24 protein-coding genes and 1 riboswitch are annotated in these 25,700 nt (G+C 42.9%); of the genes, 11 read left to right on the top strand and 13 right to left on the bottom strand.

Features of this window, described 5'->3' with window-relative positions; genetic code table 11:
- Positions 1-74: 74 nt before the first annotated feature.
- The 3 genes from ACYZ0U_RS05655 to ACYZ0U_RS05645 form a co-directional block, all read right to left on the bottom strand.
- Positions 75-869, bottom strand: a complete 795-nt coding sequence (locus ACYZ0U_RS05655) for a carboxylesterase family protein (protein ID WP_461450720.1) — start codon at positions 867-869, stop codon at positions 75-77.
- A 90-nt stretch (positions 870-959) separates the two neighbouring features.
- A complete protein-coding gene (trhO, locus tag ACYZ0U_RS05650) occupies positions 960-1,916 on the bottom strand; it encodes an oxygen-dependent tRNA uridine(34) hydroxylase TrhO (RefSeq protein ID WP_461450718.1) in 957 nt (318 codons plus the stop codon).
- 163 nt (positions 1,917-2,079) lie between these two features.
- The gene (locus tag ACYZ0U_RS05645) at positions 2,080-4,578 is read right to left on the bottom strand and encodes a DUF5686 and carboxypeptidase regulatory-like domain-containing protein (RefSeq protein ID WP_461450716.1); all 2,499 of its coding nucleotides are present in this window, start codon (positions 4,576-4,578) and stop codon (positions 2,080-2,082) included.
- A gap of 128 nt (positions 4,579-4,706) precedes the next feature.
- On the opposite strand from ACYZ0U_RS05645, the gene kbl reads away from it, so the two are divergent.
- The 8 genes from kbl to ACYZ0U_RS05605 all read left to right on the top strand — a co-directional run bounded on the left by kbl (position 4,707) and on the right by ACYZ0U_RS05605 (position 10,737).
- Positions 4,707-5,897 carry a glycine C-acetyltransferase gene (gene kbl / locus ACYZ0U_RS05640; protein WP_461450714.1) on the top strand — a complete coding sequence of 397 codons (1,191 nt, stop codon included), beginning with the start codon at positions 4,707-4,709 and terminating at the stop codon, positions 5,895-5,897.
- 41 nt (positions 5,898-5,938) lie between these two features.
- A complete protein-coding gene (locus ACYZ0U_RS05635) occupies positions 5,939-6,199 on the top strand; it encodes a DUF6364 family protein (RefSeq protein WP_461450712.1) in 261 nt (86 codons plus the stop codon).
- Positions 6,196-6,606, top strand: coding sequence for a type II toxin-antitoxin system VapC family toxin (locus tag ACYZ0U_RS05630; RefSeq protein ID WP_461450710.1), 411 nt, complete (start codon positions 6,196-6,198; stop codon positions 6,604-6,606). Before ACYZ0U_RS05635 ends, ACYZ0U_RS05630 begins: the two co-directional genes overlap by 4 nt.
- On the top strand, positions 6,606-7,640 hold the full coding sequence (pheS, locus tag ACYZ0U_RS05625; protein ID WP_461450708.1) for a phenylalanine--tRNA ligase subunit alpha: 1,035 nt from the start codon (positions 6,606-6,608) through the stop codon (positions 7,638-7,640). The genes ACYZ0U_RS05630 and pheS overlap by 1 nt, the downstream gene beginning before the upstream one ends.
- Complete coding sequence (locus ACYZ0U_RS05620; protein WP_461450706.1) at positions 7,637-8,050, top strand: Rieske (2Fe-2S) protein; 414 nt, start codon at positions 7,637-7,639, stop codon at positions 8,048-8,050. Before pheS ends, ACYZ0U_RS05620 begins: the two co-directional genes overlap by 4 nt.
- Positions 8,051-8,053: 3 nt before the next feature.
- Entirely contained in the window at positions 8,054-8,635 is a 582-nt protein-coding gene (locus ACYZ0U_RS05615; protein WP_461450704.1) for a TetR/AcrR family transcriptional regulator, read from the top strand.
- A gap of 350 nt (positions 8,636-8,985) precedes the next feature.
- Positions 8,986-9,822 carry an SDR family NAD(P)-dependent oxidoreductase gene (locus ACYZ0U_RS05610; RefSeq protein WP_461450702.1) on the top strand — a complete coding sequence of 279 codons (837 nt, stop codon included), beginning with the start codon at positions 8,986-8,988 and terminating at the stop codon, positions 9,820-9,822.
- Positions 9,823-9,840: 18 nt separating this feature from the next.
- Entirely contained in the window at positions 9,841-10,737 is an 897-nt protein-coding gene (locus tag ACYZ0U_RS05605; RefSeq protein ID WP_461450700.1) for a helix-turn-helix domain-containing protein, read from the top strand.
- A gap of 65 nt (positions 10,738-10,802) precedes the next feature.
- Here the strand turns inward: ACYZ0U_RS05605 and ACYZ0U_RS05600 are convergent, their stop codons facing one another.
- Complete coding sequence (locus ACYZ0U_RS05600) at positions 10,803-11,186, bottom strand: response regulator (protein ID WP_461450698.1); 384 nt, start codon at positions 11,184-11,186, stop codon at positions 10,803-10,805.
- A 233-nt stretch (positions 11,187-11,419) separates the two neighbouring features.
- Positions 11,420-11,613: riboswitch (cobalamin riboswitch) on the top strand.
- 173 nt (positions 11,614-11,786) lie between these two features.
- Here ACYZ0U_RS05600 and metE point away from each other — a divergent pair.
- Positions 11,787-14,108, top strand: a complete 2,322-nt coding sequence (gene metE / locus ACYZ0U_RS05595; protein WP_461450696.1) for a 5-methyltetrahydropteroyltriglutamate--homocysteine S-methyltransferase — start codon at positions 11,787-11,789, stop codon at positions 14,106-14,108.
- Positions 14,109-14,157: 49 nt separating this feature from the next.
- On the top strand, positions 14,158-14,544 hold the full coding sequence (locus ACYZ0U_RS05590) for an acyl-CoA thioesterase (RefSeq protein WP_461450694.1): 387 nt from the start codon (positions 14,158-14,160) through the stop codon (positions 14,542-14,544).
- Between the two features lie 109 nt (positions 14,545-14,653).
- Here the strand turns inward: ACYZ0U_RS05590 and ACYZ0U_RS05585 are convergent, their stop codons facing one another.
- From ACYZ0U_RS05585 to ACYZ0U_RS05570, 4 genes are all read right to left on the bottom strand, one after another.
- Positions 14,654-14,848 carry a hypothetical protein gene (locus ACYZ0U_RS05585; RefSeq protein ID WP_461450692.1) on the bottom strand — a complete coding sequence of 65 codons (195 nt, stop codon included), beginning with the start codon at positions 14,846-14,848 and terminating at the stop codon, positions 14,654-14,656.
- Between the two features lie 611 nt (positions 14,849-15,459).
- Positions 15,460-17,649 carry a S9 family peptidase gene (locus tag ACYZ0U_RS05580; RefSeq protein WP_461450690.1) on the bottom strand — a complete coding sequence of 730 codons (2,190 nt, stop codon included), beginning with the start codon at positions 17,647-17,649 and terminating at the stop codon, positions 15,460-15,462.
- Between the two features lie 161 nt (positions 17,650-17,810).
- On the bottom strand, positions 17,811-18,101 hold the full coding sequence (locus ACYZ0U_RS05575) for an RNA polymerase sigma factor (protein ID WP_461450688.1): 291 nt from the start codon (positions 18,099-18,101) through the stop codon (positions 17,811-17,813).
- A gap of 106 nt (positions 18,102-18,207) precedes the next feature.
- Positions 18,208-18,801, bottom strand: coding sequence for a cupin domain-containing protein (locus ACYZ0U_RS05570; RefSeq protein WP_461450686.1), 594 nt, complete (start codon positions 18,799-18,801; stop codon positions 18,208-18,210).
- Positions 18,802-19,147: 346 nt separating this feature from the next.
- On the opposite strand from ACYZ0U_RS05570, the gene ACYZ0U_RS05565 reads away from it, so the two are divergent.
- On the top strand, positions 19,148-20,761 hold the full coding sequence (locus tag ACYZ0U_RS05565) for a glycoside hydrolase family 31 protein (protein WP_461450684.1): 1,614 nt from the start codon (positions 19,148-19,150) through the stop codon (positions 20,759-20,761).
- On the opposite strand, the gene ACYZ0U_RS05560 is transcribed toward ACYZ0U_RS05565, so the two are convergent.
- From ACYZ0U_RS05560 to ACYZ0U_RS05540, 5 genes are all read right to left on the bottom strand, one after another.
- Positions 20,758-21,681 carry a helix-turn-helix domain-containing protein gene (locus ACYZ0U_RS05560; protein WP_461450682.1) on the bottom strand — a complete coding sequence of 308 codons (924 nt, stop codon included), beginning with the start codon at positions 21,679-21,681 and terminating at the stop codon, positions 20,758-20,760. The genes ACYZ0U_RS05565 and ACYZ0U_RS05560 overlap by 4 nt on opposite strands.
- 14 nt (positions 21,682-21,695) lie before the next feature.
- Positions 21,696-22,601: an NmrA family NAD(P)-binding protein gene (locus ACYZ0U_RS05555; protein ID WP_461450680.1), complete on the bottom strand. Its 906-nt coding sequence runs from the start codon at positions 22,599-22,601 to the stop codon at positions 21,696-21,698.
- A gap of 281 nt (positions 22,602-22,882) precedes the next feature.
- Positions 22,883-24,289 carry an ATP-binding protein gene (locus ACYZ0U_RS05550; protein ID WP_461453688.1) on the bottom strand — a complete coding sequence of 469 codons (1,407 nt, stop codon included), beginning with the start codon at positions 24,287-24,289 and terminating at the stop codon, positions 22,883-22,885.
- Positions 24,290-24,332: 43 nt separating this feature from the next.
- The gene (locus tag ACYZ0U_RS05545; protein WP_461450678.1) at positions 24,333-25,142 is read right to left on the bottom strand and encodes an alpha/beta fold hydrolase; all 810 of its coding nucleotides are present in this window, start codon (positions 25,140-25,142) and stop codon (positions 24,333-24,335) included.
- A gap of 43 nt (positions 25,143-25,185) precedes the next feature.
- Positions 25,186-25,566: a response regulator transcription factor gene (locus ACYZ0U_RS05540; protein WP_461450676.1), complete on the bottom strand. Its 381-nt coding sequence runs from the start codon at positions 25,564-25,566 to the stop codon at positions 25,186-25,188.
- Positions 25,567-25,700 lie beyond the last annotated feature (134 nt).

Raw genomic sequence — 25,700 nt, 5'->3', positions numbered from 1 at the left:
TTACAAAGATTATGGAAATTTTCTTATCAATCTTCTTCTCTGCTCAGAATGACAAGGTATGCAGGAGAAGATAATTACTTAGTGTTTGAGAACAACCATGGTAATAACTGCGGCTCGTTAAAAGCATCATCCCAGCTATTGTGATCATCATTAGGATAAAGTGTAAATTTAGGATTGCCTCCGGCAGCTTTGATGGCTTCAACCATAACTATGGAATGATCAGCAGAAACCGTCCTGTCTTTTTCACCGTGGAAGATCCATAACGGAACTTTCTTAGCATATTTTTTGGCGTTCAGGGTGTTATCGCCACCGCAAATAGAGAATGCGGCTGCAAACACATTGGGTTCGCGGCCAATGATCTCAAACGTACCCATACCGCCCATCGATAAGCCTCCAACGTATACCCGGTGTTTATTTACAAATGGTTTATCTAAAAATTCATCAACCATACCCATTAAGGCATGCATGGCTTTGGTTGGTTTGGCATCAGTTGGGAAGGTAAATTTATTGCCGGTACTATCGTGCTGGAAGCTCACATCCGACCAAAACCCATCAGCCGGGCATTGCGGGAACACTACAATAGCCGGGAACTGCTCGCGAACATCAGGCTTTAAAAATAGCGCTGAACCATTTTTTAGCTGCGCCTCGTTATCATTACCACGCTCACCAGAACCATGAAGAACGATAATAAGCGGATATTTTTTAGCCGGGTCAAAGCCCTCAGGGAATAGGATGCGGTAAGGCAAAGTATCGCCTTTAGCTGTATACATACCCCGTTCAAAAGTGGGCTTTCTTAATTGCGCTTTTGATGCAAATGGCATTGCAAACAATATAATGGCTAAAAAAGCGGCGCTTAGTATTTTATGCATACGGGTAAGACTTAACTATTTATAACCGCTTTTATTAACGGCGGCTATTGAAAGATGTTTTATTGCTACTGTAAATATAAATTTTTAAGCCTAATCCTGCAGCTTCATTTCTTTTTTTGCAACATTAACCGGTTGCGGCACTTTCACATAATAGCCTGTACCGTCATAAACGCGTTTACGGGGATGGCTTTGGCAGGCATCGCTGCAGCAGCCTTCCATTTTTGTACCGCATTCATCGCATTGGGTAAAGTGCTCGTTGCACTCCGGGTTGGCGCAGTTGATCATTTTGTCGGTTGTATTACCGCAGTTGTAACATTTAGAAATGACAACCGGGTTTACACTGTTCACATCAACCGATAAACGGTTGTCGAATACATAGCATTTACCTTCAAAATCTTTACCACCTGCTTCCTTGCCATATTTAATAATACCGCCGTGTAATTGGTATACATCTTTAAAACCTTCGTGTAGTAACAGGGCCGATGCTTTTTCGCATTTGATGCCGCCGGTGCAATAGGTGAGTACTTTTTTATCTTTATACTGAGCCAGCTCATTGATCATTGCCGGAAAATCGCGGAAATTCTCAATATCAAGCGTGATGGCATTTTTGAATTTACCCAGGTTATGCTCGTAATTTGAGCGGACATCCAGCACGATCACATCATCGCGGTCCTTCATCTCCATAAAATCCTTCGGCTCTAAATGCTTGCCGGTTTTTGTTTTTGGATCGATGATCTCGGGGTTGCGTAAGCCGGAGTGTACAATTTCGCTCTTGTAGCGCACATGCATTTTAACAAATGATGGCTCTTCTACCTCGTCAACTTTAAAATCAATGCCGGCGAAACGAGAATCGGCATGCACGGTATGCATGTATTGTTCACAAGCTTCGGCAGTGCCTGATACAGTACCGTTAAGGCCTTCTTCGGCAACGATAATGCGCCCGGTTAAGCCCAGAGATTTACAGAATTTTAAATGATCGGCAGCAAATTGCTCCGCATCCGCTATTGTTGAATAACAATAATAGAGTAGTGTTTTATACTTTGTCATAACCACATTGATACCGCTGCAAACGGTGTTAAATGAGGCGCAAATATAAGCATTGATTTCAGAATTTGAATTTTCGATTAAGGAATTAAGAATTTCGGATCAACATTAATTCAGATTTAAAAAAAAGCAATCCTAAATCGAATATTCGAAATCACAAATTCTTTTACCGTATACCGTAAAATATCCTAACCCCCTGGATGTATTTTTTATTACCCTCGTAGGATACACCATAATCTATCCTGAAGATCAAGCGCTGTAAACCCACATAAAATTCAGAGTAATTAGGCATGTTCTTTTCTGCCAGGTAATTGGCACCTACTATTTCTTCGAGCTTGAATTTACGCATAAAGGGAATATTATCTAACAGTATCCCTGAAAAATTATGCTGGTAATGCGCTTCGAGGAACGCATTATCAGTACTAAAGGTATAAAACGGCAGGAAGTGGAAACTACCTATATAAGTTGGGTCGAAAGTAGTACCCTGGTTACCTAAAAAGTGGTTATAATCCGGGAAGTAGATCTTACTGTTATTGAAGAAATCGCCTGCTGTTACCGAAAACGATGAATAACCAAACACACCAATTGGTATAGAAGATTGCGCTATGTTTAACGAGCCGAAGCTATAGTCAACATCCGAACTTAAGATATTGTTAATACCCTGTCGATAACTAACTGTAACAACCGGGTATTTTGATGGTATTTCTATCTTTTGTGTTGGCGTGGTAATGTATTGCTGATCAAACGATAACCTGAACGATGTAAAGAAAGTAAGCGCTTGGTTTTCAGGGAATAGTTGCGAATGGTCATTAGGCGGCGCATCAGGTACTCCCGGAATATCTGATTTTAACGGATTGTTAGAAGTGTATTGCCTGTTACTGAAAGTTTCGACATGATTAAATGAGGTATTGTACAATTGCGTTCTGTCAGCGTAACTTAAACTGGCTGTCCATAGCACACCATTAGCCAATTCACGCTGAAAACCGAAATTCCCATACTGAGATTTGTAATATTTAACATAGTTGCGCTCGCTAAACAGGGTACTAATGGTATTGAAATATAGTGAGCGGGTTCCGACATTATTCAAATCCAATATATCGCTACCAAACCCGCCGAAAAACTTCTCGTTATGAAAAGGGTCTGTATAATAATTACCATTTATGTTTGCCGTTAGCATTTTGTTACCAAACCCATAGCGAACATCAGGCGTAGCATCATACGACTGAAAATCGTTCAGCTTATGTGTGTACCTGGCCTCCAGGTTCAAGCCATACCCCTCAACTGTGTTATAAAAGAATGTTTGAATAAAGGGATACAGGTAAACTGAATCCCTCCCGCTCTTATAAGTTGAAGTATGCCCAAAAATCAAATAAGGCAATACCAGAAAATTATTGCTGGAATGTTGCAGCGAATCCCTGTAACTCTTAGTTTGCTTAATACTTGCAATGCTGTCCTTTACCTGGTAATCCCTGGTTTCACGTTTTGTTAATGGTACAGGTCGTGAAGCGCTCCAATATGCCTCGCTTTTAGAGTTTGACGCGGTATCGTATTTTAATATTTCTCCTGTAAAATACCCGTCAGGAAATTTAGGGTCGAGGTTATAGTTATTATAAATAGCGTCATAGTAACCACCAAACTTAAATCCTAACACCTTTCCCTCAAAAGTATATTGCTCCGACACCGGCTGCCATATTTTATCAGTAATGGGTATATATTGCTGATTTATCTGTAAAGTATCTATAAAACTTAACCCGTTATCCTTGTTGGTCAGCATCAGGTCAACACTATAAATCCGCCAGTCTCCCTCTAAAATGTACAGGTTACCTTTAAACGTTGCGGAGTGGTCTAAACGTGGCGCTACCTCTATTTTATCAATCACATGCCCGTTTTCCGTAGTGGTACCAACCAATTTGTATTTATAATATTTAAAGCCATTATATGCCACCGGTGATACAAAACCATGATCGCTTACACCATTTATATAAAAAATATTTTTATAAAAATTGATCTGCAGGTCGGATGCTTTATTAAAACCAAAAGTAGGGTTTAACCCTACCGTTTTGGTGGCAATGGTTCTTTCTTTAACCTTATTTGGCTGCTCAAAATCAAAGTTGGAAATTGCTTCTGTTTGAAATAATATACCTCGGCCCAGCGAGTCGAGGTCAAGCGTGTTTCTTACCTGTTTGCCCATAAATGCCTTTGGCGAACTCAATAAACGCTGAACACCCTTCACATAAGCGGCAACTGAATACTCATTAACTTCGGTTAAGTAATATTCGCGCTTGGCAATTACCTGGCGCATAATATCATTGGCAGCAGTATCGCTTTTAAGTCGTTTGCCTTGCACAACTACTGTTTTCAGGTTAAAAACCTCGTCTTCCAGTTGCACATTGTGCTGTACATTACTGTTGATGGTTACGGTTTCAATACGTTCTTTGTAGCCTACAAAACGGTAAATTACATGGTAAGTGCCTGGGTTTAATTTAAACTGATAGTTACCGTTTTCGTTGGCGGTAGCGCCATAGGTAGTACTGCGTATATAAACCGAACTAAAAGGAATTGGCTTGTTTTGCATATCGGTTACCCTGCCCGATAAGATATATTGCTGCGCTGATACTTTAAAAGCAGTAAATAATATAAAAATAAATAGTAGTTGTTTCTTCATGATATTCTCACATTAAATGAAATTATTGCCATAAATGTTTGATTAGGCAGCCAATATATTTTTTAAGATGAATTTAAACTGGCATTTTGTGGCTTTATGCTTAATTTTGCGCTTTATTTAACTCGACTATGTATAACACCTTAAAACCGGTTCTGCAACAGGAACTTGCCGATATTGAAAAAGCCGGATTGTATAAACGCGAACGCATCATCACATCGCCGCAAGGCGCGGATATTACCGTGCAGGGAGGCCAGGAAGTAATAAACTTTTGTGCCAATAACTATCTGGGCCTTTCATCAAACCCAAAAGTTATTACAGCTGCTAAGGCTGTGATGGATACACATGGTTATGGATTATCATCCGTTCGTTTTATTTGTGGTACACAGGATATACACAAACAGCTCGAGCAAAAAATAGCGGAATTTTTAGGCACTGAAGATACCATTCTTTATGCAGCGGCATTTGACGCTAACGGCGGTGTTTTTGAACCTTTGTTTAATGAGCAGGATGCGATCATATCCGACGAATTGAACCATGCTTCCATCATTGATGGGGTACGTTTATGCAAGGCCCAGCGCCAGCGTTACAAGCACGATGATATGGCCGACCTGGAAGAAAAACTTAAACTTACAGCCGATTGCCGCCACCGTATTATAGTTACGGATGGCGCGTTCAGCATGGATGGTACAATTGCCCAATTGGACAAAATTTGCGAACTGGCAGAAAAATATAACGCCTTAGTAATGATAGATGAGAGCCATTGCTCCGGCTTTATGGGTAAAACCGGTCGTGGTACGCATGAGTATCACAACGTGATGGGCAAGATCGATATCATCACAGGCACTTTGGGTAAAGCTTTAGGCGGCGCTTCAGGTGGTTTTACATCCGGCAGAAAAGAGATCATCGATATGCTGCGCCAGCGTTCGCGGCCGTATTTGTTTTCCAATACACTTGCACCGGCAATAACCGGTGCATCAATAGCGGTGTTGGATATGCTAAGCGAAACAACTGACCTGCGCGACAAGCTGGAAAAAAACACCCAATATTTCCGCCAAAAAATGACCGAAGCCGGTTTTGATATTAAGCCAGGTGTGCACCCAATTGTACCCGTTATGCTTTACGATGCCAAACTGGCCCAGGAATTTGCCGCTAAAATGCTGGAAGAAGGCATTTATGTTATCGGTTTTTACTACCCGGTAGTACCGCAAGGGAAGGCGCGTATCAGGGTGCAGATATCTGCCGCGCACGAGCAGGCACATTTGGATAAGGCGATTGCCGCGTTTACCAAAGTTGGTAAGGAATTAGGGGTATTGAAATAATACGTACGATTTATTTATATTTGTACGTATAAATTGATGTTATGAAGCTGACATTAAATATTGAACCCGGATTGATAGAGCAGATAAAAGCTGTTGCAAAAAAAAAAAATGTGAGTTTATCAAAGGTTACTGAGAGTCTTTTTAGAAAGGAAGTTGAAAATGCTGAGGAGCCGTTTAGGATGAAAAGAGAAGAAGAGTTACCGGAATGGGTTAAAAACCTGCAAATATCCGGTGATCCTATACCCGATTTTGATCATAAGGGTGAGTATGGCAAACATCTTGAAGAAAAGTACGGCCTGTGAAAAAGATATTTTTGGATAGTGATATCCTGCTTGATGCTTTATTGAAACGACAACACTTTCTCTTACCGGCAATGAATGTTTTAGCACTGGCTGATAAAAAGAGCAGTTTTCAATTAATGACTTCAGCAGTAGCTTTTGTCAATGTTCATTATTTTTTAGACAAATTTGATCGGCCAAATAAATATCGATTGTTGAATTTTCTGAGGCCTAATATCTCGATCGTTAAAGTTGATGAGAAGGCAATAGATCTGGCATTAAGAAGAATGAACAATGATTTTGAAGATACAGTTCAATACTTTACGGCTTTAAATGCCGGGGCTGACGTGATCATCACCAGAAATAAAAAAGACTATATACAATCTGATATACCGGTATTAACAGCCGAAGAGTTTTTAAAAACGTTATAATGCAAGAACAAATAGACCAATATACCACCGAGATCAATGCTTTTTCTCCGGCTAATGCTGATGAACTGGAAACCTTCCGCATCAAGTTTTTAGGCACTAAGGGGTTGATCAAAGACCTGTTTGAGGAATTTAAAACCGTTGGCCCTGAAGAAAAACGCACCTTCGGCAAGGTACTAAACCAGTTTAAGCAACTGGCTGAAGCGAAGTATGCCGAATTAAAAGACCAGGTTGGCTCACAACTGACAACAGACAATTCGCAACAGGATTTAACACTTCCCGGTGATGGTTTAAATGTTGGCTCGCGTCATCCGTTAACTTTGGTTCGTAATGAGATCATCGATATTTATAAAAGATTAGGCTTTGTTGTTGCCGAAGGTCCCGAGATTGAAGATGACTGGCATAATTTCTCTGCCCTGAACTTCCCTGAGGAACACCCGGCACGCGATATGCAGGATACTTTCTTCATCAAAAAAAATAGCGGCACCGATGATATTGCTTTGCGTACGCATACCTCATCGGTACAGGTGCGTATGATGGAAATGGGGAAACCGCCGTTCCGTGCTATTATGCCTGGTCGTGTTTATCGTAACGAGGCTATTTCAGCCCGTGCGCATTGCTTTTTTCACCAGGTTGAGGGTTTGTATGTAGATGAGAATGTATCATTTGCTGATCTGAAGCAAACGCTTTACCACTTTGTGCAGGAGCTTTACGGCGAAGGCACTAAAGTGCGTTTCAGGCCGTCATATTTTCCTTTCACCGAGCCATCGGCAGAAATGGATATTTCCTGCACTATATGCAAAGGAGCCGGTTGCAACATGTGCAAATACAGTGGTTGGGTTGAGATTTTAGGTTGCGGTATGGTTGATCCGAATGTTTTGGAGAATTGCGGCATTGACAGCAAAAAATTTACAGGATTTGCCTTCGGGATGGGTATAGAAAGAATTGCCAACCTAAAATATGTGATACGTGATCTGCGTTTATTCTCTGAGAACGATGTGCGTTTCTTGAAGCAATTCCAATCAGAAATCATATGAAACTAATTTACGCCCTGGCAGCAATAGTGATACTGTTAACATCCTGCACAAAAAATTCCGACCCCGTACCTAACGTGGCGGTAAATTTTGAGGCACCGTTAACAGATCCGCGACTTGCAGGATTAACGGCCGGTGGTGGAGTGGTTTTTATAAGTGGTTATGGTGTTGAAGGTTTGATATTATACCACGAACCCGATGGCAGCTATGCCTGTTACGACCGTTGCAGTAGTTATAAACCGGAGAACAGGTGCGCTGTAACACTTGACTCCGACCATTTAACGGTTACAGATCCCTGCAGCGGATCAATATTTTCTTTATCAGATGGAGGCCCGGTTAAGGCACCAGCAACGTATGCTTTAAAATCTTATTATGTAACTGTCGCTAATTATGAGATATTTGTTACAAATTAGTGCATGGAAGCTGACAAAATAAAGGAGAGCATTAAGCGGGGCGCGCAGGAACTGTTTCGTAAATTTGGGTACCATAAAACCAGCGTTAACGAAATAGCAAAAAAAGCAAAAATTGCCAAAGCTACTATTTACAAATATTTTGATAGTAAAGAGGCTGTTCTGCATGCCTTGCTCATGGACTACATCAAGGTTAGCGTTGATGACCTGATACATGTTAACAATGCTGATATGGGTGAAGAAGAGCAGCTTAACAACCTGATCATGAAGACTTGCCGGCTATCCTACACCATCTGCAACGAGTTTATAGGCTGGGATTTCATTCGCGAATCTACAAATTCGCAGGAATTCCTTAAACGCCTGTCAAATGAGCTTGAGGATCTGTTGATCCACGCTTTTTCACAACTAAACGGCATCCGTAAGCATGAAGCTTACCTCCAAAAATTACGTTTCCTGGTTAAATGCAGCAAGAGCATTGTGTTTAGCTTCGCGTTTACCTCAGTAAGCGATTCCGACATTCGCAAAAACTTCGTATCCTTTCAAAAAGAGATATTGCCTTATTTAGTTAAAGCGGCAATCACTATTTAATAGGTTCACCTTCTCCCCAGGGCAACTTTAATAATTGATGTACAGCGATGGCTACTACACAAAAAGCCAGTGCCCCAAACAGCGAGAGTTCTCTTCTTCTTTTCATACAAAGTGATATTGGTATAAATTAGTAATTATTTTCCATTGCTGTAATTACAGGAAAAATATTTGTTTGTTTTAATTAGTAGTTAATTTAATTACAACTTGCTAATTAATGCGGTAATCTTCTTCCCTTTATCAAAAAGCGAAAATCATAAATTGTTTGAATTATACAAGCATTGGTTTGATACGAGCAAACTGAATGCTACAGTTTATCACCACCTTTGTACCATCAAATCGCAATAAAAAATATGAGTACAAAAAAAGTATGGTATGTTACCGGCGCGTCCAAAGGATTAGGTTTATCACTGGTGAAAAAATTATTGGCTAATGATTACCGTGTTGCGGCAACATCACGGTCGGCAGCGCAATTGCAGGAAGCTGTGGGTGATCATCCTGATTTTTTAGCCCTGGAAGTTAACCTGGCTGATACAGATTGCATCTGGGAATCCATCCAGAGGACAAAAAAGCATTTTGGCAGTATTGATGTGGTAGTGAATAACGCGGGTTACGGCATCGGCGGGGCAGCAGAAGAGTTAACCGAACAAGAAATAAAGGATAGCTTTGACATCAACATTTTCGCTACCATTAACGTGGTTCAGCATGTGTTACCGCTTATGCGTGCACAGCGTTCGGGTAGCATTATTAACATCGCATCTATAGCCGGTTTTGCTGCCGCTACAGGCTGGAGCATGTATGCCGCTACCAAGTTTGCCGTTGTTGGTTTTAGCGAGGTTTTGGCTGAGGATGTGCGCGACTTTGGCATCAAAGTAACTGTTGCTGAGCCGGGTGCTTTCCGCACCAGGTTTTTAAGCCAGGAATCGTTGGTGGTATCTAAAAACAAGATCGATGCCTACCAAGCTGTTCGTGATTCCCATGTACGCTATCAAACGATGAATGGTGCACAGGCAGGCGACCCGGATAAGGCGGCCGAGGTTTTTATCGCTTTAGCTGAAAACCCTAATCCTCCGGTTCGTTTGTTTATGGGTACCGATGCCTATAACCGGGCTAATGCTAAATTAGAATTAATAAAGGCAGAACTGGAGCAATGGAAAGAACTTTCTTTCAGTACTGATTATAAAGTGTAAATGTTTTAATTTAGTAAGATGGCTGCCCCGGAAACACTCGAAGAATTTTATAAGCAGAAACATGGTGAAGTGCCCGCTGTGCTAAATACGGATACGGGGCACTTCAACGTGTTTAACCTTGAACAAACCCTGCATTCAACTACCCCGGTTAGGTATACCCGCAGGGATTTTTATAAGGTTATGCTGATCCGCGGGAACCATATTTTCCATTATGCAGAGAAGAGCATGGAAGTGTCGGGTTCAACGCTATTGTTTTTCAACCCGCAGGTGCCGTACAAGTTTGAACGCATAACGGCAAATGCCACGGGCTACTTTTGCATTTTTACGGAAGGCTTTTTTAGTGACCATATTCGTAGCCAGATCAAAAACCTGCCCATGTATTTGTCGGGCGCTAAAACCGGCTATGTATTAAACGATCTTCAGGACGGGCAGATAGAGGAGATCTTTAAAAAGATCACAGCAGAAATAGCTTCAGATTACCCTTTTAAGTACGACCTCATCCGCAGTTATATTATGGAGATGGTGCATTTCGCGCTAAAAATGCAACCGTCCGAAACCCTGCATCAATACACCGACGCCAATTCGCGGATAACCGCCATATTTAACGACCTGCTGGAGCGCCAATTCCCGATAGAATCAACGTCGCAAAAGCTTACCATGCGTTCGGCTAAAGATTATGCAGAGTTGCTTTGCGTGCATGTAAACCATTTAAACCGCGCTATCCGTACCACAACTGGCAAAACCACTACCAGTTTAATATCAAGCCGCATTTTAAGCGAAGCGAAAGCGCTTCTTATACATACCAACTGGAACATTGCCGAAATAAGCTTTTGCTTAGGTTTTGATGAGCCGGCGCATTTTAACCATTTTTTTAAGCGGCAAACCAAAGCTACGCCATCATCATTCCGGGCGTGAACAGCTGATAATATTGATCAACTAATTGATAACTTACAACCTTAGTTGTTTTTTAAATATCTTACCTAGTTACCCCAACTACCGACCTCTTCACCCAAAAATTGTTGGGTAAGATTGATCAGGGTATCTACGTCAAAGGGCTTTGCCAAATAGGCATCGGCAAGGCTGTAACGGGCAACGTTGGCGATGTTTAAATCCGCAGACATCATAATGATGGGGATCTTCTTAGTGAAGGGATCTGTTTTAAGGGCAAGGCATAGGTCACCGCCTAACTTGTTATGTAACCAATGGTCCAATAGTATTAAGTCGGGCGAAAGCGTATAAATCTCTGTAGTGAGCAGAGCCTCAGGCGCACTCATTACATGAATATTCATTCCGGAAAGTACCAGTTCAATTGTTTCTAATATATCCGGATCATCCTCAATGATCAGCACCGTCTTTTTTATCATTCAATTAATCTTTAATTAATAATACTGATTTTTGGAGCATTTATTGTGCCATGTGCGTATTAACGTAAAAGCAAACATTAATGTTCCAAAACTTTTGTAACTATTCCGTTCACTTTATTCACACAAAACCATCGTCACTCCCGCTTACAACCTATTGGTAGGTAAAAAACTGTTCTCATAAAAACTCATTCCTATTCCCTATCTTTACACCAATATAAGTTCTTTACTTTATTTCTTCATCAACCGGTATAGGTTTTACTTAATTGTAGATTAATAGGGAATCGTGTGTAAATCACGAGCTGTCGCGCAACTGTAAGTAACAAAAAAGGTTTTTGCCAGGGTTATGCCCACTGTTCGCCAATGGCGGATGGGAAGGGCGGCAAAAATGTTACAAGTCAGGAGACCTGCCATGTACTGAATTGACAATGCTTTCGCGGTATGAAGCTTTTGGTCAGGTTATGGTATTTTTTTGAGTTGTTGGGCAAACTATGCCCCCCGCTCCCGCTCCATTTTCTCTCCGCTACTTTATTCGCAGGCATTATATTGAAGTTTAGCTAAAGGGCTTTTAACAGGTTTAATTTATTTAATCAATTAAAAGAAATGCTAACACAAAATTTGGGCTACCCGCGCATTGGTAGTCAGCGTGAGCTAAAAAAAGTCTGCGAAAGCTATTGGGCAGGCAAAACCGCGTACAGCAATGTATTGCAGGTGGGAAAAAACATTCGCCATGAGAACTGGCAGATACAAAAAGATGCAGGCATCGACCTGATACCATCAAACGATTTCTCGTTTTATGACCAGGTATTGGATCATTCGCTGATGTTTAGCGCCATTCCGCAGCGTTATTATGATGTGATCCGCACCAAAGGCAATACCGAGCTTGACCTGTACTTTGCCATGGCCCGAGGCTATCAAAAGGATGGTTTGGATATTACGGCCATGGAAATGACCAAGTGGTTTGATACCAACTACCATTATATTGTGCCTGAATTTTATAAAGACCAGCAGTTTAAGCTGTTCAGTACGAAGATAATAGATGAGTTTTATGAAGCCAAGCAATTAGGTATCATCACAAAACCGGTTTTAATAGGCCCGATAACCTACCTGTTATTAGGCAAGGAAAAAGAGGCTGGTTTTGATAAGATAAGCCTGATAAAAAACCTGCTGCCGGTTTATGTGGATATCCTGAAAAAACTACAGGACCTTAAAGCCGAATGGATCCAGTTTGATGAGCCCTGCCTGGCTTTAGACCTGGATGAGAAAACCCAACAAGTTTACCGCGACACCTACAAATACCTGCGAAAAACATTCCCGAATTTAAAATTTGCCCTATCTACCTACTTCGAACGTTTGGGTGACAATACCGAGTTGGCAACCTCGCTGCCGGTTGATGCCCTACACATTGATTTAGTGCGTGCACCGCAGCAACTGGATGAAGTGATTACGCATTTACACAGCGACACTATACTATCCTTAGGTTTGGTAGATGGCCGCAACATCTGGAAGAACGATTTCGACGCATCATTGGCTATCATCAAAAAAGCAAAAGAAAAGTTGGGTGACGACCGTGTTTGGATAGCGCCTTCGTGTTCATTGATCCACTCGCCATGCGATTTAAAAAATGAAACCAATGAAGCAATTCTTACTCCCGAGATCAAACAATGGCTTGCCTTTGCCAAACAAAAAGTAAGCGAGACAGTAACCCTGAAAAACCTGGCGTCGGACAAACCGGGGGTAAGTTACCAATACCAGTTAGCCGAAAACCAGCATGTAAACGCTACCCGCCGTAATTCAACGCTGATACACAACCCGGCAGTAAAAGATCGTGTGAGCAAAATAACTGATGCTGATGCAAATCGCCTGCATGAGTTCCCGTTTCGTAAGCAATTGCAAAACCAGTTATTGAATTTGCCTTTGTTCGCTACAACAACTATCGGCTCATTCCCGCAGACTAAAGAAGTTCGCAGCTGGCGTGCCAATTTGAAGAAAGGTGCCATCACCGAAGCAGAATACAATACCCTGGTAGAGGAAGAAACTCAAAAAGCAGTTAAATGGCAGGAAGAAATTGATCTTGACGTTCTTGTACACGGCGAATTTGAGCGTAACGACATGGTGGAATACTTCGGCGAGCAATTAGCCGGGTTTACCTTTACCGCTAACGGTTGGGTACAAAGCTACGGCAGCCGCTGCGTTAAGCCACCTATAATCTACGGCGATGTGTCGCGCCCGGAAGCTATGACCGTTAAATGGTCGGCCTACGCGCAATCGCTGACTGATAAATGGATGAAGGGTATGTTAACCGGCCCGGTAACCATACTGCAGTGGTCGTTTGTTAGGAATGATCAGCCGCGTTCGGAAACCTGCACGCAGATCGCTTTGGCTATCCGCGATGAAGTGGTTAATTTAGAGTCGGCTGGCATTAAGATCATACAGATAGACGAACCTGCTATCCGCGAGGGCCTGCCTTTGCGCAAACAGGATTGGGCAACTTACCTCGACTGGGCGGTTAAGGCATTCCGCATATCTGCCAGCGGTGTGCAGGATGACACCCAGATTCACACGCATATGTGCTACTCCGAATTTAACGACATCATCCAGAACATTGCCGATATGGACGCGGATGTGATCACCATCGAAACCTCCCGCTCACAAATGGAATTGCTGGACGTATTTGCCGACTTTAAATACCCTAATGAGATCGGCCCGGGTGTATATGATATCCACTCGCCCCGCGTGCCTAACTCGGCAGAAATGGTTAACCTGCTTAAGAAAGCCAAAGCGGTTATTCCTGAGCAACAGCTATGGGTAAATCCGGACTGCGGCCTCAAGACCCGCGGCTGGGACGAAACCAAACGCGCCCTGATAGAAATGGTAGCCGCCGCCAAAGAAATGCGTGCCGCGGTTACTGAATCCGTTAGCTAAATAATATAAACAGGCAGGAATTATCCTGCCTGTTTATTAAACTTGCAACATGACTTTAGAAGAAAGAATCAACGCCTCGCAAACCCACGTGTTTAAAACCGTGTTCCCCAATACTACCAATCACTACGATACCCTGTTTGGCGGCGAAGCCATGCGTATGATGGATGAGGTGGCCTTTATAGCCGCAACCCGCTTTAGCAGGCAGTTGATGGTGACCGTAAGCAGCGACAAGATCGACTTTAAAAAACCGATACCCGCAGGCACCTTTGTGGAGCTGATAGCCCGTGTGAGCCACGTAGGCAATACCAGTTTAGGTGTGAGTGTGGAAATTTACATAGAGCAAATGTACGCCGAGGGACGCGAGCTGGCAGTGCATGGCAACTTTACCCTGGTGGCTATTGACGAGCATAAGAAACCGGTAAAAGTTATTAAGTAAATTTCCCTCTCGAGGGGGTTAGGGTATATGCTGTTTATTTTATCGCTTTTTAACTCTGAACGCTGCTTGAATTGTAACAAATTTATCAACGAAACTAAACCCCGTAACTTCAGCTTATAACCTCAAAAAGCCTTTTCATTTCTTCGTATATTTTTTTGTCCAGCACGATGTCGTGCTTAAAGGTTACCAGGCCGTGCTCATTAATGTTGATATAATCTATAGTAGACTTTTGGGCAGGCTCAAAAAAATTCTGGTATTTATGATCTAAATAAACAATAATGTGTTTTATCAGCAGCGGGTTCAAATTTTTAACGGGGCTAAGTGGGGTTAACTATATCTTTTATAAACTTTCACATAATACGCAAAATTTAACGCAACAGACTTGTAAATCAAGTATTTGATTACACCTTTCAGGAGTAAATAATAAGTAAATAAAGGCAGGTTATGCTGCCTACTGACAAAACAGTGTCAGTACTTATCCCAAACCATTTGTCGAAATTTGTAGGTAACCGGTTGATCCCTGCTTGTGAAAGCGGGGGATTTGTTCTTTGAAATTATGTTCGTTTAAACTGAAAAACCTTTTCGTTTCATAAGCCAGACGGAGTCTTTGCTTTTTATCATGGAATTAAGAGTGCTGCGCTAACTCTTAAACCAGTGGGGGTCATCTCCACCATTCCGCGGGCTGTCATGATCAGGCACCCGAAGCATAAGCGCGATGGCCATCTTTCTCTTGGCTACCGCAAGCGTCCCGCTTGTGGTAAAAATGCAAGGTTAAAACATCGATTTGGAACTACATCAACCCACAAGCGAGACGCTTGCGGTAGCGCGGCGGGATACCCATTAATAGATCAAATTATCGCACAAAAAAAAAGCGGATAACCTTTCGATCATCCGCTTTTGATATGATATTAAAGCCTATCTCCCTCCCGGAGGACAATGTTCCTTCAAATATTGGGTATACAAAGTGCGCAGGTGTTCCGTAGTACCCGGGCCTTCAAAAATACCATGCGTACGGTTAGGGTACGACATCAGCTGGAACTGCCTGTTGTATTTAACCAGCTCGTTGATCAGCATTTCGGCATTTTTGTAGTGTACGTTATCATCACCGGTGCCGTGTACGTACAGCAAATTACCACGCAGGTTTTTAGCATAGGTAATCGGCGATCCGTTGATGAAAACCTGGCGGCTCGCGCTGTCTATCGGTACGCCCATGTAGCGTTCCTGGTAAATGTTATCATAGGTTAGCTGCCAGCCCACCGCGGCAATGGCTATCCCCGTTTTATAGATCTCCGGGTGCTGGAACATCAGGTTAAGCGTACATGATCCGCCACCGCTCCAGCCCCAAACCGCTACGCGGCTGCTGTCTACATAAGGCCATTTTAAAATTTCCCTGGCTCCCATGGCCTGGTCCTCAATGTTTACGATACCTACGTTTTTGTAGATGGACTTGCGCCACTCCCTGCCTTTTGGTGCCGGCGTGCCACGGTTGTCCAGCGAAATGTAGATGTATCCGTCATCAGCCATGTTGCCTACATACTCTCCGTTGCGGCCTGTGCCGTAAGAGTCGGTTACGGTTGCGCCCGCAGGTTCGCTGTATACATAAAATACAACCGGGTATTTTTTGGTTGGGTCAAAGTTGGTGGGTTTAACCATCCAGCCGTCCATTTCAACACCGTCGGCGGTTTTTACTTTGAAGAATTCCGGTTTATTTTTAGCGGTGGTGTTTAGTTTGATGATCTTACCGCTAACGTGCGCATGGTTCGGCAAACTGATCACCTCGCTTAGCGGAGCAGTATAAATATTGCTGAAGTTATGCAGCGCGATCTTACCGTTCGGCGAAATTTCGTAGCCGTTGGTGCCCTGCTCATCAACCGGGGTAACACGCTCGGCTTTGCCACCGTTGATGCTTATTTTATACAGATACTTTTGGGTAGCATTATCCGGCGAAGCCATAAAATAAAGCACGCCGTTAGCCTCATCAATCAGGCTTAGGGTGATCACATCATAATTTCCTTTGGTCAGCAGGGTTTCCTTGCCGTCGCGGTCAATTTTGTAAATGTGTCGCCAGCCGTCCTTTTCGCTCAGCCAAAGGAAAGCCTTGCCTTTATCTATCCACTCCCAGCCCATCGGGTCGCCGCCGTTCCAGCGTTCTTTGCCATCGATCCAGGCTTTGTCGGTTTCCTGGTGGATGATGTGTGCCGTACCGTTGGATACATTGGCCACGATGATGTGGCTTTCGTTTTGCGCGCGGTTTTCCTGCTCTACGATCAGCTCGTTAGGGTCGGTTGTCCACTCCATGCGGGGGATATAATGCTGGATCGGGTCGCCGGGGATGTTCATCCAGGTAGTTTTGGCGGTGTTTACATCAACCACGCCAATTTTGCACGAGCTTGGGTTTTCGCCTGCTACCGGGTACTCCACCGGCACCACGAAAGGATATATTGAATCAGTAGTATTCAGCATCAGGTAATTCTTGATCTTGCTGGCGTCGATCTGCCAGTAGGCCAATGCCCTGCTATCAGGCGACCACCTGAAGCCGTCCCTGCAACCGAACTCTTCCTCGTACGCCCAGTCGAAAGTGCCGTTGATGAGCTTGGTTGAACCGTCGAAGGTTAATTGTTTGATGGCGCCTGTGCCAAGGTCCTCGGTAAACAGGTTATGCTCGCTTACATAGGCGGCTTTGGTGCCATCCGGCGATAGTTTGGCAAACATCAGCGAAGATGCCGGCCTGCCCTTACCCAGTTGGGTTAAGGTTTTGGCTGTAATATCATAGATCCAGTAATCGCCCTTGGTGTTGTAGCGCCACACCCTTTTGGTATTGGTGAAGATGAGCACCTTTTTGCCATCCTCCGAAAACACGAAATTAGAAACGCTGAGTTGCTTTTGCCCCGGCGGCGTAAGCGCTTCGGCACTAAGGATCACAGTTTTTTTGGCGGAATCGCGGGTATCCAGCTCAACAATGGAGCCGCCCATGTTGCGGTAATATTGGTAGCCATCGGTTGCCCAATGTGTTTTTTGGCGTTGCGCGCTTGCCGTTATGGTGCAAAATACCAGCAATAAAAAGCACACCAACGCGGGTGTCGATCGGTAAAATTTATAATTCATATAGTCAGTTAATTTAACAGGTCATTAAACAAGCTGTTAAATTAACATTTAAAACTTTTAAAATAGAGTTGTAATGGAAAAAATACCGTTGAAGGTTAAATTCCCCTCCGGAGAGGGGTTAGGGGTGTGTTTCGTCGCCTGAAAGCGGAACAGTAAGTTCTTTAAGCGCTAATAACCCCGTTAGCCATATGCTGATTCGCCAGGTTTTTAGCGATTTTCAACATCCAGGCCAATAAAGGCATTTCATGCTCATTATAGTCTTCGGCGGTGTTCCATATCTGGCAAATGGTTTTCTCCAGCAAAATATCAGTCGTTTTCTTTTGCTGTACGATCCTGAATATCACTAAACCTATTACACTTGCATATTGATCATACAACGCCTCTGCACCGGCATTGGATTTGCAGCAAATAAGCTTTAATAATTCGGGATTGGAGCTGTGATTTAACTGCATTCGGATTAGATAAAAACGGATTGATACCAGGTGTATATTATATTAGTAAGTCATTATAATCAGGTTGTAAATTGGCAGGCTATAAGCTAAAACTTTATTGTTATAATTAACTGAACTTATGCTGCAATATCGCGATAACATAAGGAGAGTCTATCCGAATATCGTGATTGGTGAAGAGCGGTATATTCAGGTAATCACCGGCATTAAGGGTAAATATTTCTTTCCCTACAGTGCAGGTACAGGTCCCTTTTAAAATAAAAAAACTTTCTTCAACCACTTCGTGTAGCTCTTCGGGTACGTTTAGCTTTGTGATAACCAGCGTTTGCGCTATTTTGTCGTTTTGCTGTAATAGCTCTGCGAAAAAATCTTCAAAAGGCCCGGATGGGATAAGGTGCTCCACAGCAGCTAACCAGCTTTGATAGTTGGAATATTTACTGGTAAGCGGCAAATTTTCCAGATCGATAACCTCACCGGGAAAGTTTAGGGTGGCAAATATCTTATCTCTTAGCTGTGGTTTTGGCTCAACAGCCTGGCTTTCAGCAAAATTTTCGAGGGCCAGCTCAATGGCATTTAGTTCTTTCGCAATTTCCGGATAAGCCGCACGTAAAGCCATAACCTCCTGTTCAAGGCCGGTGTTGAACAAATCCAGGCAGTACTGTTCAAGGGTACCACTATCTATATATGCTTGAATATCTATCAACGTAAAAAAATTAGGATTTAATTAAAGGGCGGCCAGTTTTTTCAACTAACAAATATAGCTAATGAATTGTAAACCAAGCATTATATTTTAATATTAGGTATAACCGCATAAAAGGAGTTAGGGGTGTGTATCCTGCGCCTAACTTTGATTTCTGGGCGTTTCCCCCGCTGTCTGAAGTTTATTGTACAAAGTATACTAATAGCAATATCTCAGTTCTTTCGCCAGCCAGAATTATACCTAACTTTCGAAGGGAAATAAAAAATATTTGTTCTAAATGTGTGCGCGCACGCAATTTATTCTTTATATTAGTCTTTTTTAAATAACTGTATAAACGACAAATAAAACCATGTGCATCAAAAAACTCACCAGTCAAATTATTTCCGCTTTTTTTATGCTGATACCGCTTATTGTTTCGGCACAGCATGAACAACATTTCAAGCTATTAAAAGGCGAACAATGGTATGGCGGCACGGTTGATGAAGGCAGCCAGGCACCCTACCAACCGGGATACAGCTATAATTTGGCGGGATATAACAATGATAACCAGTCGGCGCCGTTGTTGCTGTCGAGCATGGGCAGGTATATCTGGAGCGACCAGCCGTTTAAGTTTACGATTTCGGCTAATGAGGTGGTGATCTCGGGTAGCAGTGATAGCGTAAGCTTGCACACTTCCGGTAAAACTTTGGCGGATGCGTTCAAAGCTGCAAGCCGTGCTGAGTTTAAGGCCAGCGGCTTGATGCCGGATAGCCTTTTGTTCGCCCGCCCGCAGTATAATACCTGGATAGAATTAGTGTATAACCAGAACCAAACCGATATTTTAAAATATGCGCATGCGATAATCGACAACGGTTTTCCGCCGGGAGTTTTGATGATAGATGATAACTGGGCCGATTATTATGGCAAATTCGCTTTCAGGAAAGACCGTTTTGCGGATGCCAAAGCGATGATTGACGAGCTGCACCGTTTAGGTTTTAAGGTGATGGTATGGGTTAGTCCGTTTATTTCATCGGATACCCAGATCTTCCGTGATTTGAATGACCAGAAACTCCTGATCATGGATAGCAACGGCAACCCTAACCTTAAATGGGCCGATGCCAGCAAACCTGCCATCATCAGCTGGTGGAACGGCTATAGCACCTGCCTTGATTTTACCAATCCCGCCGCGCAGGAATGGTATAAAAAGCAATTGGATGGCATGCGTTCAGCTTACGGCGTGGACGGCTTTAAGTTTGATGCCGGAGATATTGAGTTTTACACTGGCAACATCCTCACCTATCAAAAAAAGAACGCCAACGAAATGTGCGAACTGTGGGGCACATTCGGTAATTATTTTAGGCTGAACGAGTATCGTGCTATGTGGAAACGCGGCGGCCAGCCTTTAGCCGAACGCCTGCGCGATAAAAAACATAACTGGAACGATCTTAAAAAACTCATCCCCAATGTTACTGCCGCGGGCTTGCTGGGCTACCAGTTCACCTGTCCGGATATGATAGGCGGCGGCGAGTATGGCTCGTTCATCGGCCTTGCCAAATACGACCAGGACCTGGTTGTACGCTCTGCTGAATGCAGCGCCTTGATGCCTATGATGCAATTTTCCGTAGCGCCGTGGCGGATACTTGACCAGCAACATCTATCGGCAGTAAAAAGCGCGGTGGCTATACGTAAAAAATACACCGCCTACATTATGCAAACCGTAAAAGCATCCGCCCAAAGCGGCGAACCGGTTGTGCGAAATTTGGAATACGTTTTCCCCGCACAAGGGCTTGCCGAAGTAAAGGACCAGTTTATGATGGGCGATAAACTGATGGTTGCGCCTATCCTTGATAAAACTACCACCCGCACTGTCATCTTCCCAAAAGGAAAATGGAAGGCGCAGGATGGTAAAATATTTAAAGGGCCATTAAAGGCGGAGATCACCGCAAGCATCGATCAATTACCAGCATTCGACCGGATAGATTAATTAAACGCCTGCCGAAACGCCAAAGGCGACAACCCGGTTTTAGCCTTAAACAAGCGACTGAACGATTGCGGGTGTTCAAAGCCCAGCTCGTAGGAGATCTCGCTTACCGAAAGCTCGGTGGTGGAAATGATCTGTTTGGCTTTGTCGATCATCTTATCCTGGATGTGTTGCTGAGTGTTGCGGCCTGTCAGCACTTTGAGCAGGCTGCTTAAATAATTGGCCGATATATTCAGTTTATCGGCAACAAATTGAACGCTGGGTAAACCGTTACTTAGCGATTGATCGTTATTAAAGTGATCTGCCAAAATATTTTCCAAACGATCGAGGATTTGGTGATGCTCGATTTTGCGAGTCAGAAATTGGCGGTGGTAAAAGCGGTCGGCATAATTGAGCAAAACTTCGATCAGCGAAATGATGATATCCTGGCTGAATTTATCGGTATTGGCTAAATATTCCGTTTGGATATTTTGCATTATACCGATAATGATGGCTTCCTCTTTTTCTGTTAACGACAAGGCCTCGTTTACCGAATAATCAAAATACGCATACTTTTTAATGCCTTTGGCAAGGGGTGTGTTCCAAAAAAAATCAGGGTGGATGTACAATACCCACCCCGACATTCTTGACACTTTAGTTTCGTCCTTTACTATTCGCCCAAATACCTGCGCCGGTGCCATAAAGTACATGATACCATCCCGGAAATTATATTTGTGCTGACCATATTTCATTGCGCCTTGGCAATGCCGCTTTAACGAAATACAATAAAAATCAAACACCATATTTCCCGACCCTTTACCCGCCGCGCGTTTAACCTCTTCCAGGTTGATCAAGCTGATAAGCGGATGCTCAGGTCGCGGCAAGCCCATCAGGCAGTGAAGCTCGGTAATGGATTTGATTCTTGCTGGTTCTGTAGCGGCCATGATTAAAGATACAATTATTGGTTGTTATAAACCGCCGCAAATTCTTTAGCGAATTCTTTCAGCTTTACTTTTCCTAATACTGGTTTGTGCTTGTTATAGTCCTCGTAAATTTTGCCATTATGGATGCTGGCGTTCATTTCAACAAAACTTTTGGCAATACTCTCATTCATAAAGGCTTTCATCCCGCCTAATAGCTGTTCGTTGCTAATAGTTATCCATTGCAGGTCAGGCTTGCCTATGGCTTCTCCCAAAATACTTGCTACTTCGTTACAGGTAAGTTCTTCGCTTGCTATGTAACGCACTTTTCTGCCGGGGGTGGTTGATTCCAGTTCTTCTACAATTGCCGATGCGATATCCTCAGCCGCAACAATGATCGCACAGTCATCCCCGCCGTAATTTGAAGCGATTACGCCACGGGTTTTAATAGCGCTGATCTGCGCAAACAGGTTTTTGTAAAATCCAACCGGACGCATAAACGAAATGCTGATATGCGCAGGCAGCTTGTTTAAGGTATTTTCCGCATTGTGATGCATAATCAGCAAGCCACTGCCCTTAATCATATCTGCGCCAACGGTACTCAGGTATACCACGTGTTTTACACCTGACTGCTCAATCGCCTGTACATAATTATTGGCTACCTTGCCGGCGGTTTCAATTATTGTGTGAACAGTGTTAGCGGGATCGGCAAAATCGCCTGTTATCGCAAGCATACAATAAACGGCATCAGCACCGGCGAAAGTTTGCGTTAAAAAGTCAGCGTCGTCCATACTACCGATGGCTGCTTTGGCGCCCAGTGCCTCAATATCTTTTTGTTTAGCGGCATTACTGGTTATCACGGTAACCGCATGTCCTTTTGCGACCAATTGTTCGGTCACCGGTTTGCCAACATAACCCAATGAGCCTGTTACTATTATTTTCATGGTGTTTATTTTTATATAACAAAGATGTGGCCGGGACGCCTAAATAAAAATAACTGAATCCATGGAATTTGTAACAGAATCTATTAATTTTGACAGAAGCTTCGGGCATTCCCGCCGGTAGAGACGGGTCGTGCTTTCCGCTCATACGCCTGCAAGCCTTAGCCGCAGGTCTGGTATCCGCTGCAATCACTAACGCGGTGAAATTGACAAGGGCACGCGTGCGCCGGCGAAAAAGAAAATTTTTTTTTCGCCGTCACAAAAAAAACTGCTTAAATGAATGACTATCCCGGCAGGCTGAACCAAAAGGTACTGCCTTCGCCAAGTATGCTTTTGGCACCTATCTCGCCGCCGTGCCTTTTTATAATCTCAGCACAAATAAATAGCCCCAAACCCAAACCTGAGTACTTGCTACCATTATTTTCAACCTGGTAATAACGGTCGAACAAATGCGGGATCTTTTCGGCGGAAATACCCGTGCCCTTATCGCTTACCTCAACTATTATATCGGAACCTGCGGTTTTTAAACGTATAATTATTTGATTGCTTTCCGGAGCATATTTAATGGCATTGGTAATAAAATTGGTCACTACCTGCTCAATCCTGCCTTCATCTGCAAATACCTGTAAACTTTTATCGCCTTCAGTAATTATCTCATAACGCTGTTCAATACGAATATGATGTACGCAATCGCCTATCAGTTCCGCAAGGTTTAGCAATGATTTATTCAGATGTAAAGAACCCTGGTTTAGCTGGCTGGCATTCAGCAGATCTTCAACTAATGAATTAACCTTATCAATATTACGGTTGGCCTTTTCGATAAGCGAGGGCAGCATTTTATGTGACGGGTCATTCTTCATTCTATCCAACAATTGCAGCACGGCCTTTAAACTGGTGATGGGTGTTTTTAATTCATGACTGGCAATGCTGATAAACTCATCCTTTTTTTTCAAGGCCTTTAAATGTTCATTAATGTTGGCGCATGAGCCAAACCAGTTGGTCATGTTCCCGTCCTCATCCAAAAATAAAGCAGCTTTTAACAAGTGCCATTCATACATACCATCGCGGTTAATTAGCCTGATCTCCTTTTGCAAATGGTCACCTGTTGAAAGGCATTTATACCAAATCTGCAATAAGCTTTTCAGGTCATCACGATGAACTTTTGACAAAATAAAAGAAGCGCGGGTATCGCTGCCGTTACAATTGAAATACTGGCAAAAACGGGCGTTCACATAATCGATATTACCTTTGGCAGTCGCGCTCCAGATTATCTCGGGAACCAGATCTGCCATAAACTCCAGTCGTTTTTTTTCCTGTTCCGCAATCCGTTTTGACCGTAGTAATTCCTTTTCGTAATTTTTTCGCTCAGTTGTGTCGGTAGCAACTGCATTTATAGCTATTACTTTATTTTCTTTATCAAGTATAGCCGAGGCGTTTAAAAGAACAGCCATTAATGAGCCATCCTTATGGATCAGTTCATAACTAAATTCTTTTGCAGCTTTGCTCATGCTTACTACCGGCAAAAAGAACATCTCATAGTGCATCTGGCCACCTTTAGATAGTAACTTAGCAAACTTTTCATCAATTAATTCTGCCTCGGTGTAACCCAGCCAATTAAGCAACGTGTTGTTAATTTTTACAATTTTACCTTCTGTAGAAAGTGAAAAGTAACCGCACGAGCGTTTTGATATAATTGTTCGGCATCAATGAGCGAACGTAACATTTCACTCTCCATTAACCGTTATTGTTTAAAAATTTTTTTATAGCCGCTATGGTTTCGGCCGGTTCGCTGATGTGCGGACAGTGGCCTGTTGCGTTTAGCAATACAAATTCATTGCCTGAAATATTTTCGTGTACATAATTCCCAACCGCAAGCGGTGCAATAATATCTTCGGAACATTGTAAGGTTAAACTTTTTATTTTCAATTTTGACAAATCCGCGCGGTTATCTGAAAAGAAGGTTACCCTCGCGAAATCCCTGGCAATATCCGGATTGGTGGAACAGAAACTATCCGTCAGGAATTCACCCAATTCGGGCCTGTCGGGATTACCCATTATAGTAGGTGCCATAGCGCTTGACCAACCCAGGTAATTATTATCCATAAAGTCAAACAGATTTTCAAGGTCCTGTTTTTCAAAGCCACCCTTATAATCAGCAGTATTAATGTAGCGTGGAGACGGGCCGATAAAAATCAACCTCGAAAAGTATTCTGGTTTGCGGATCGCGGCTAACAGGCCAATCATACTGCTAACTGAATGCCCTATAAATATGATATCTGTCAATTCAAGCGCTTCGCAGATATCGAGTACATCCTGAACATAACCATCCAGACTGTTATATTTTTCGTGGCTATACTGGCTGATATCGGATTGCCCCGAACCTGTATAGTCAAACAAAACTAATTTGTAATCTGCGACAAACGCGTCCTTAATAAAATTCCAGGCACGCTGATCGCAACCAAATCCATGAGCAAAAAGCATGACTTGCTTTGCTTCACCAATTATCTTGACGTTATTGCGCTTCGAACTCAGAGTATCTATCATCGAAATAAATAATTAGGGGATTTTATAAAGATAACTAAACCTTTTAATTTTTCACCATACTGTTAACCATCACCGTAAGCTGATCAATGTCAAAAGGCTTACTGAGGTAATTGTCAGCGCCGCAATCCGTACAAACTTGTTTGATGTCGCGTTCAGCTGATAATAAAATAATTGGAATATGGCAAGTTTCGGCCTTAGATTTTAAACGCATACAGATTGTGGCACCTTCTCTGCCTGTACTTGAAAGCCTCAGATCAAGCAGGATCAGATCCGGGTTTATCATCGACAAATCTTCGCTTTCAAATCCGGTTTCAGATAATACTACCTGATATCCTTCTTCACAAAAAATACAATCAAGTATTTCAAGTATATCAACATCATCTTCAATTATCAGCAGCTTCTTTTGTCGCGTTCGGTCTTCCATATGTTATGTATGGCAATAATCGCTCCCCGTTTTCGCTACAGTTAAATAAAAAAAAAGCTAAGCTTATTTAAGGCTGTGCATACACTAATTGGTTTTTACAATACAACAATCTAAAATTTACTGGTAAAAATAAA

Source organism: Mucilaginibacter sp. (assembly GCF_965225845.1).
Classification (GTDB): Bacteria; Bacteroidota; Bacteroidia; order Sphingobacteriales; family Sphingobacteriaceae; genus Mucilaginibacter.
Note: the sequence above shows the minus strand (reverse complement) of the source record. Positions and strands in the feature narration are given on the sequence as shown.

Bases quoted from the DNA above. Each gene is read 5' to 3' on its own strand.
- ACYZ0U_RS05655 (WP_461450720.1), bottom strand. From the start codon at position 869: ATGCATAAAATACTAAGCGCCGCTTTTTTAGCCATTATATTGTTTGCA.
- trhO (WP_461450718.1), bottom strand. From the start codon at position 1,916: ATGACAAAGTATAAAACACTACTCTATTATTGTTATTCAACAATAGCG.
- ACYZ0U_RS05645 (WP_461450716.1), bottom strand. From the start codon at position 4,578: ATGAAGAAACAACTACTATTTATTTTTATATTATTTACTGCTTTTAAA.
- kbl (WP_461450714.1), top strand. From the start codon at position 4,707: ATGTATAACACCTTAAAACCGGTTCTGCAACAGGAACTTGCCGATATT.
- ACYZ0U_RS05635 (WP_461450712.1), top strand. From the start codon at position 5,939: ATGAAGCTGACATTAAATATTGAACCCGGATTGATAGAGCAGATAAAA.
- pheS (WP_461450708.1), top strand. From the start codon at position 6,606: ATGCAAGAACAAATAGACCAATATACCACCGAGATCAATGCTTTTTCT.
- ACYZ0U_RS05620 (WP_461450706.1), top strand. From the start codon at position 7,637: ATGAAACTAATTTACGCCCTGGCAGCAATAGTGATACTGTTAACATCC.
- ACYZ0U_RS05615 (WP_461450704.1), top strand. From the start codon at position 8,054: ATGGAAGCTGACAAAATAAAGGAGAGCATTAAGCGGGGCGCGCAGGAA.
- ACYZ0U_RS05610 (WP_461450702.1), top strand. From the start codon at position 8,986: ATGAGTACAAAAAAAGTATGGTATGTTACCGGCGCGTCCAAAGGATTA.
- ACYZ0U_RS05605 (WP_461450700.1), top strand. From the start codon at position 9,841: ATGGCTGCCCCGGAAACACTCGAAGAATTTTATAAGCAGAAACATGGT.
- ACYZ0U_RS05600 (WP_461450698.1), bottom strand. From the start codon at position 11,186: ATGATAAAAAAGACGGTGCTGATCATTGAGGATGATCCGGATATATTA.
- metE (WP_461450696.1), top strand. From the start codon at position 11,787: ATGCTAACACAAAATTTGGGCTACCCGCGCATTGGTAGTCAGCGTGAG.
- ACYZ0U_RS05590 (WP_461450694.1), top strand. From the start codon at position 14,158: ATGACTTTAGAAGAAAGAATCAACGCCTCGCAAACCCACGTGTTTAAA.
- ACYZ0U_RS05580 (WP_461450690.1), bottom strand. From the start codon at position 17,649: ATGAATTATAAATTTTACCGATCGACACCCGCGTTGGTGTGCTTTTTA.
- ACYZ0U_RS05575 (WP_461450688.1), bottom strand. From the start codon at position 18,101: ATGCAGTTAAATCACAGCTCCAATCCCGAATTATTAAAGCTTATTTGC.
- ACYZ0U_RS05565 (WP_461450684.1), top strand. From the start codon at position 19,148: ATGTGCATCAAAAAACTCACCAGTCAAATTATTTCCGCTTTTTTTATG.
- ACYZ0U_RS05560 (WP_461450682.1), bottom strand. From the start codon at position 21,681: ATGGCCGCTACAGAACCAGCAAGAATCAAATCCATTACCGAGCTTCAC.
- ACYZ0U_RS05555 (WP_461450680.1), bottom strand. From the start codon at position 22,601: ATGAAAATAATAGTAACAGGCTCATTGGGTTATGTTGGCAAACCGGTG.
- ACYZ0U_RS05545 (WP_461450678.1), bottom strand. From the start codon at position 25,142: ATGATAGATACTCTGAGTTCGAAGCGCAATAACGTCAAGATAATTGGT.
- ACYZ0U_RS05540 (WP_461450676.1), bottom strand. From the start codon at position 25,566: ATGGAAGACCGAACGCGACAAAAGAAGCTGCTGATAATTGAAGATGAT.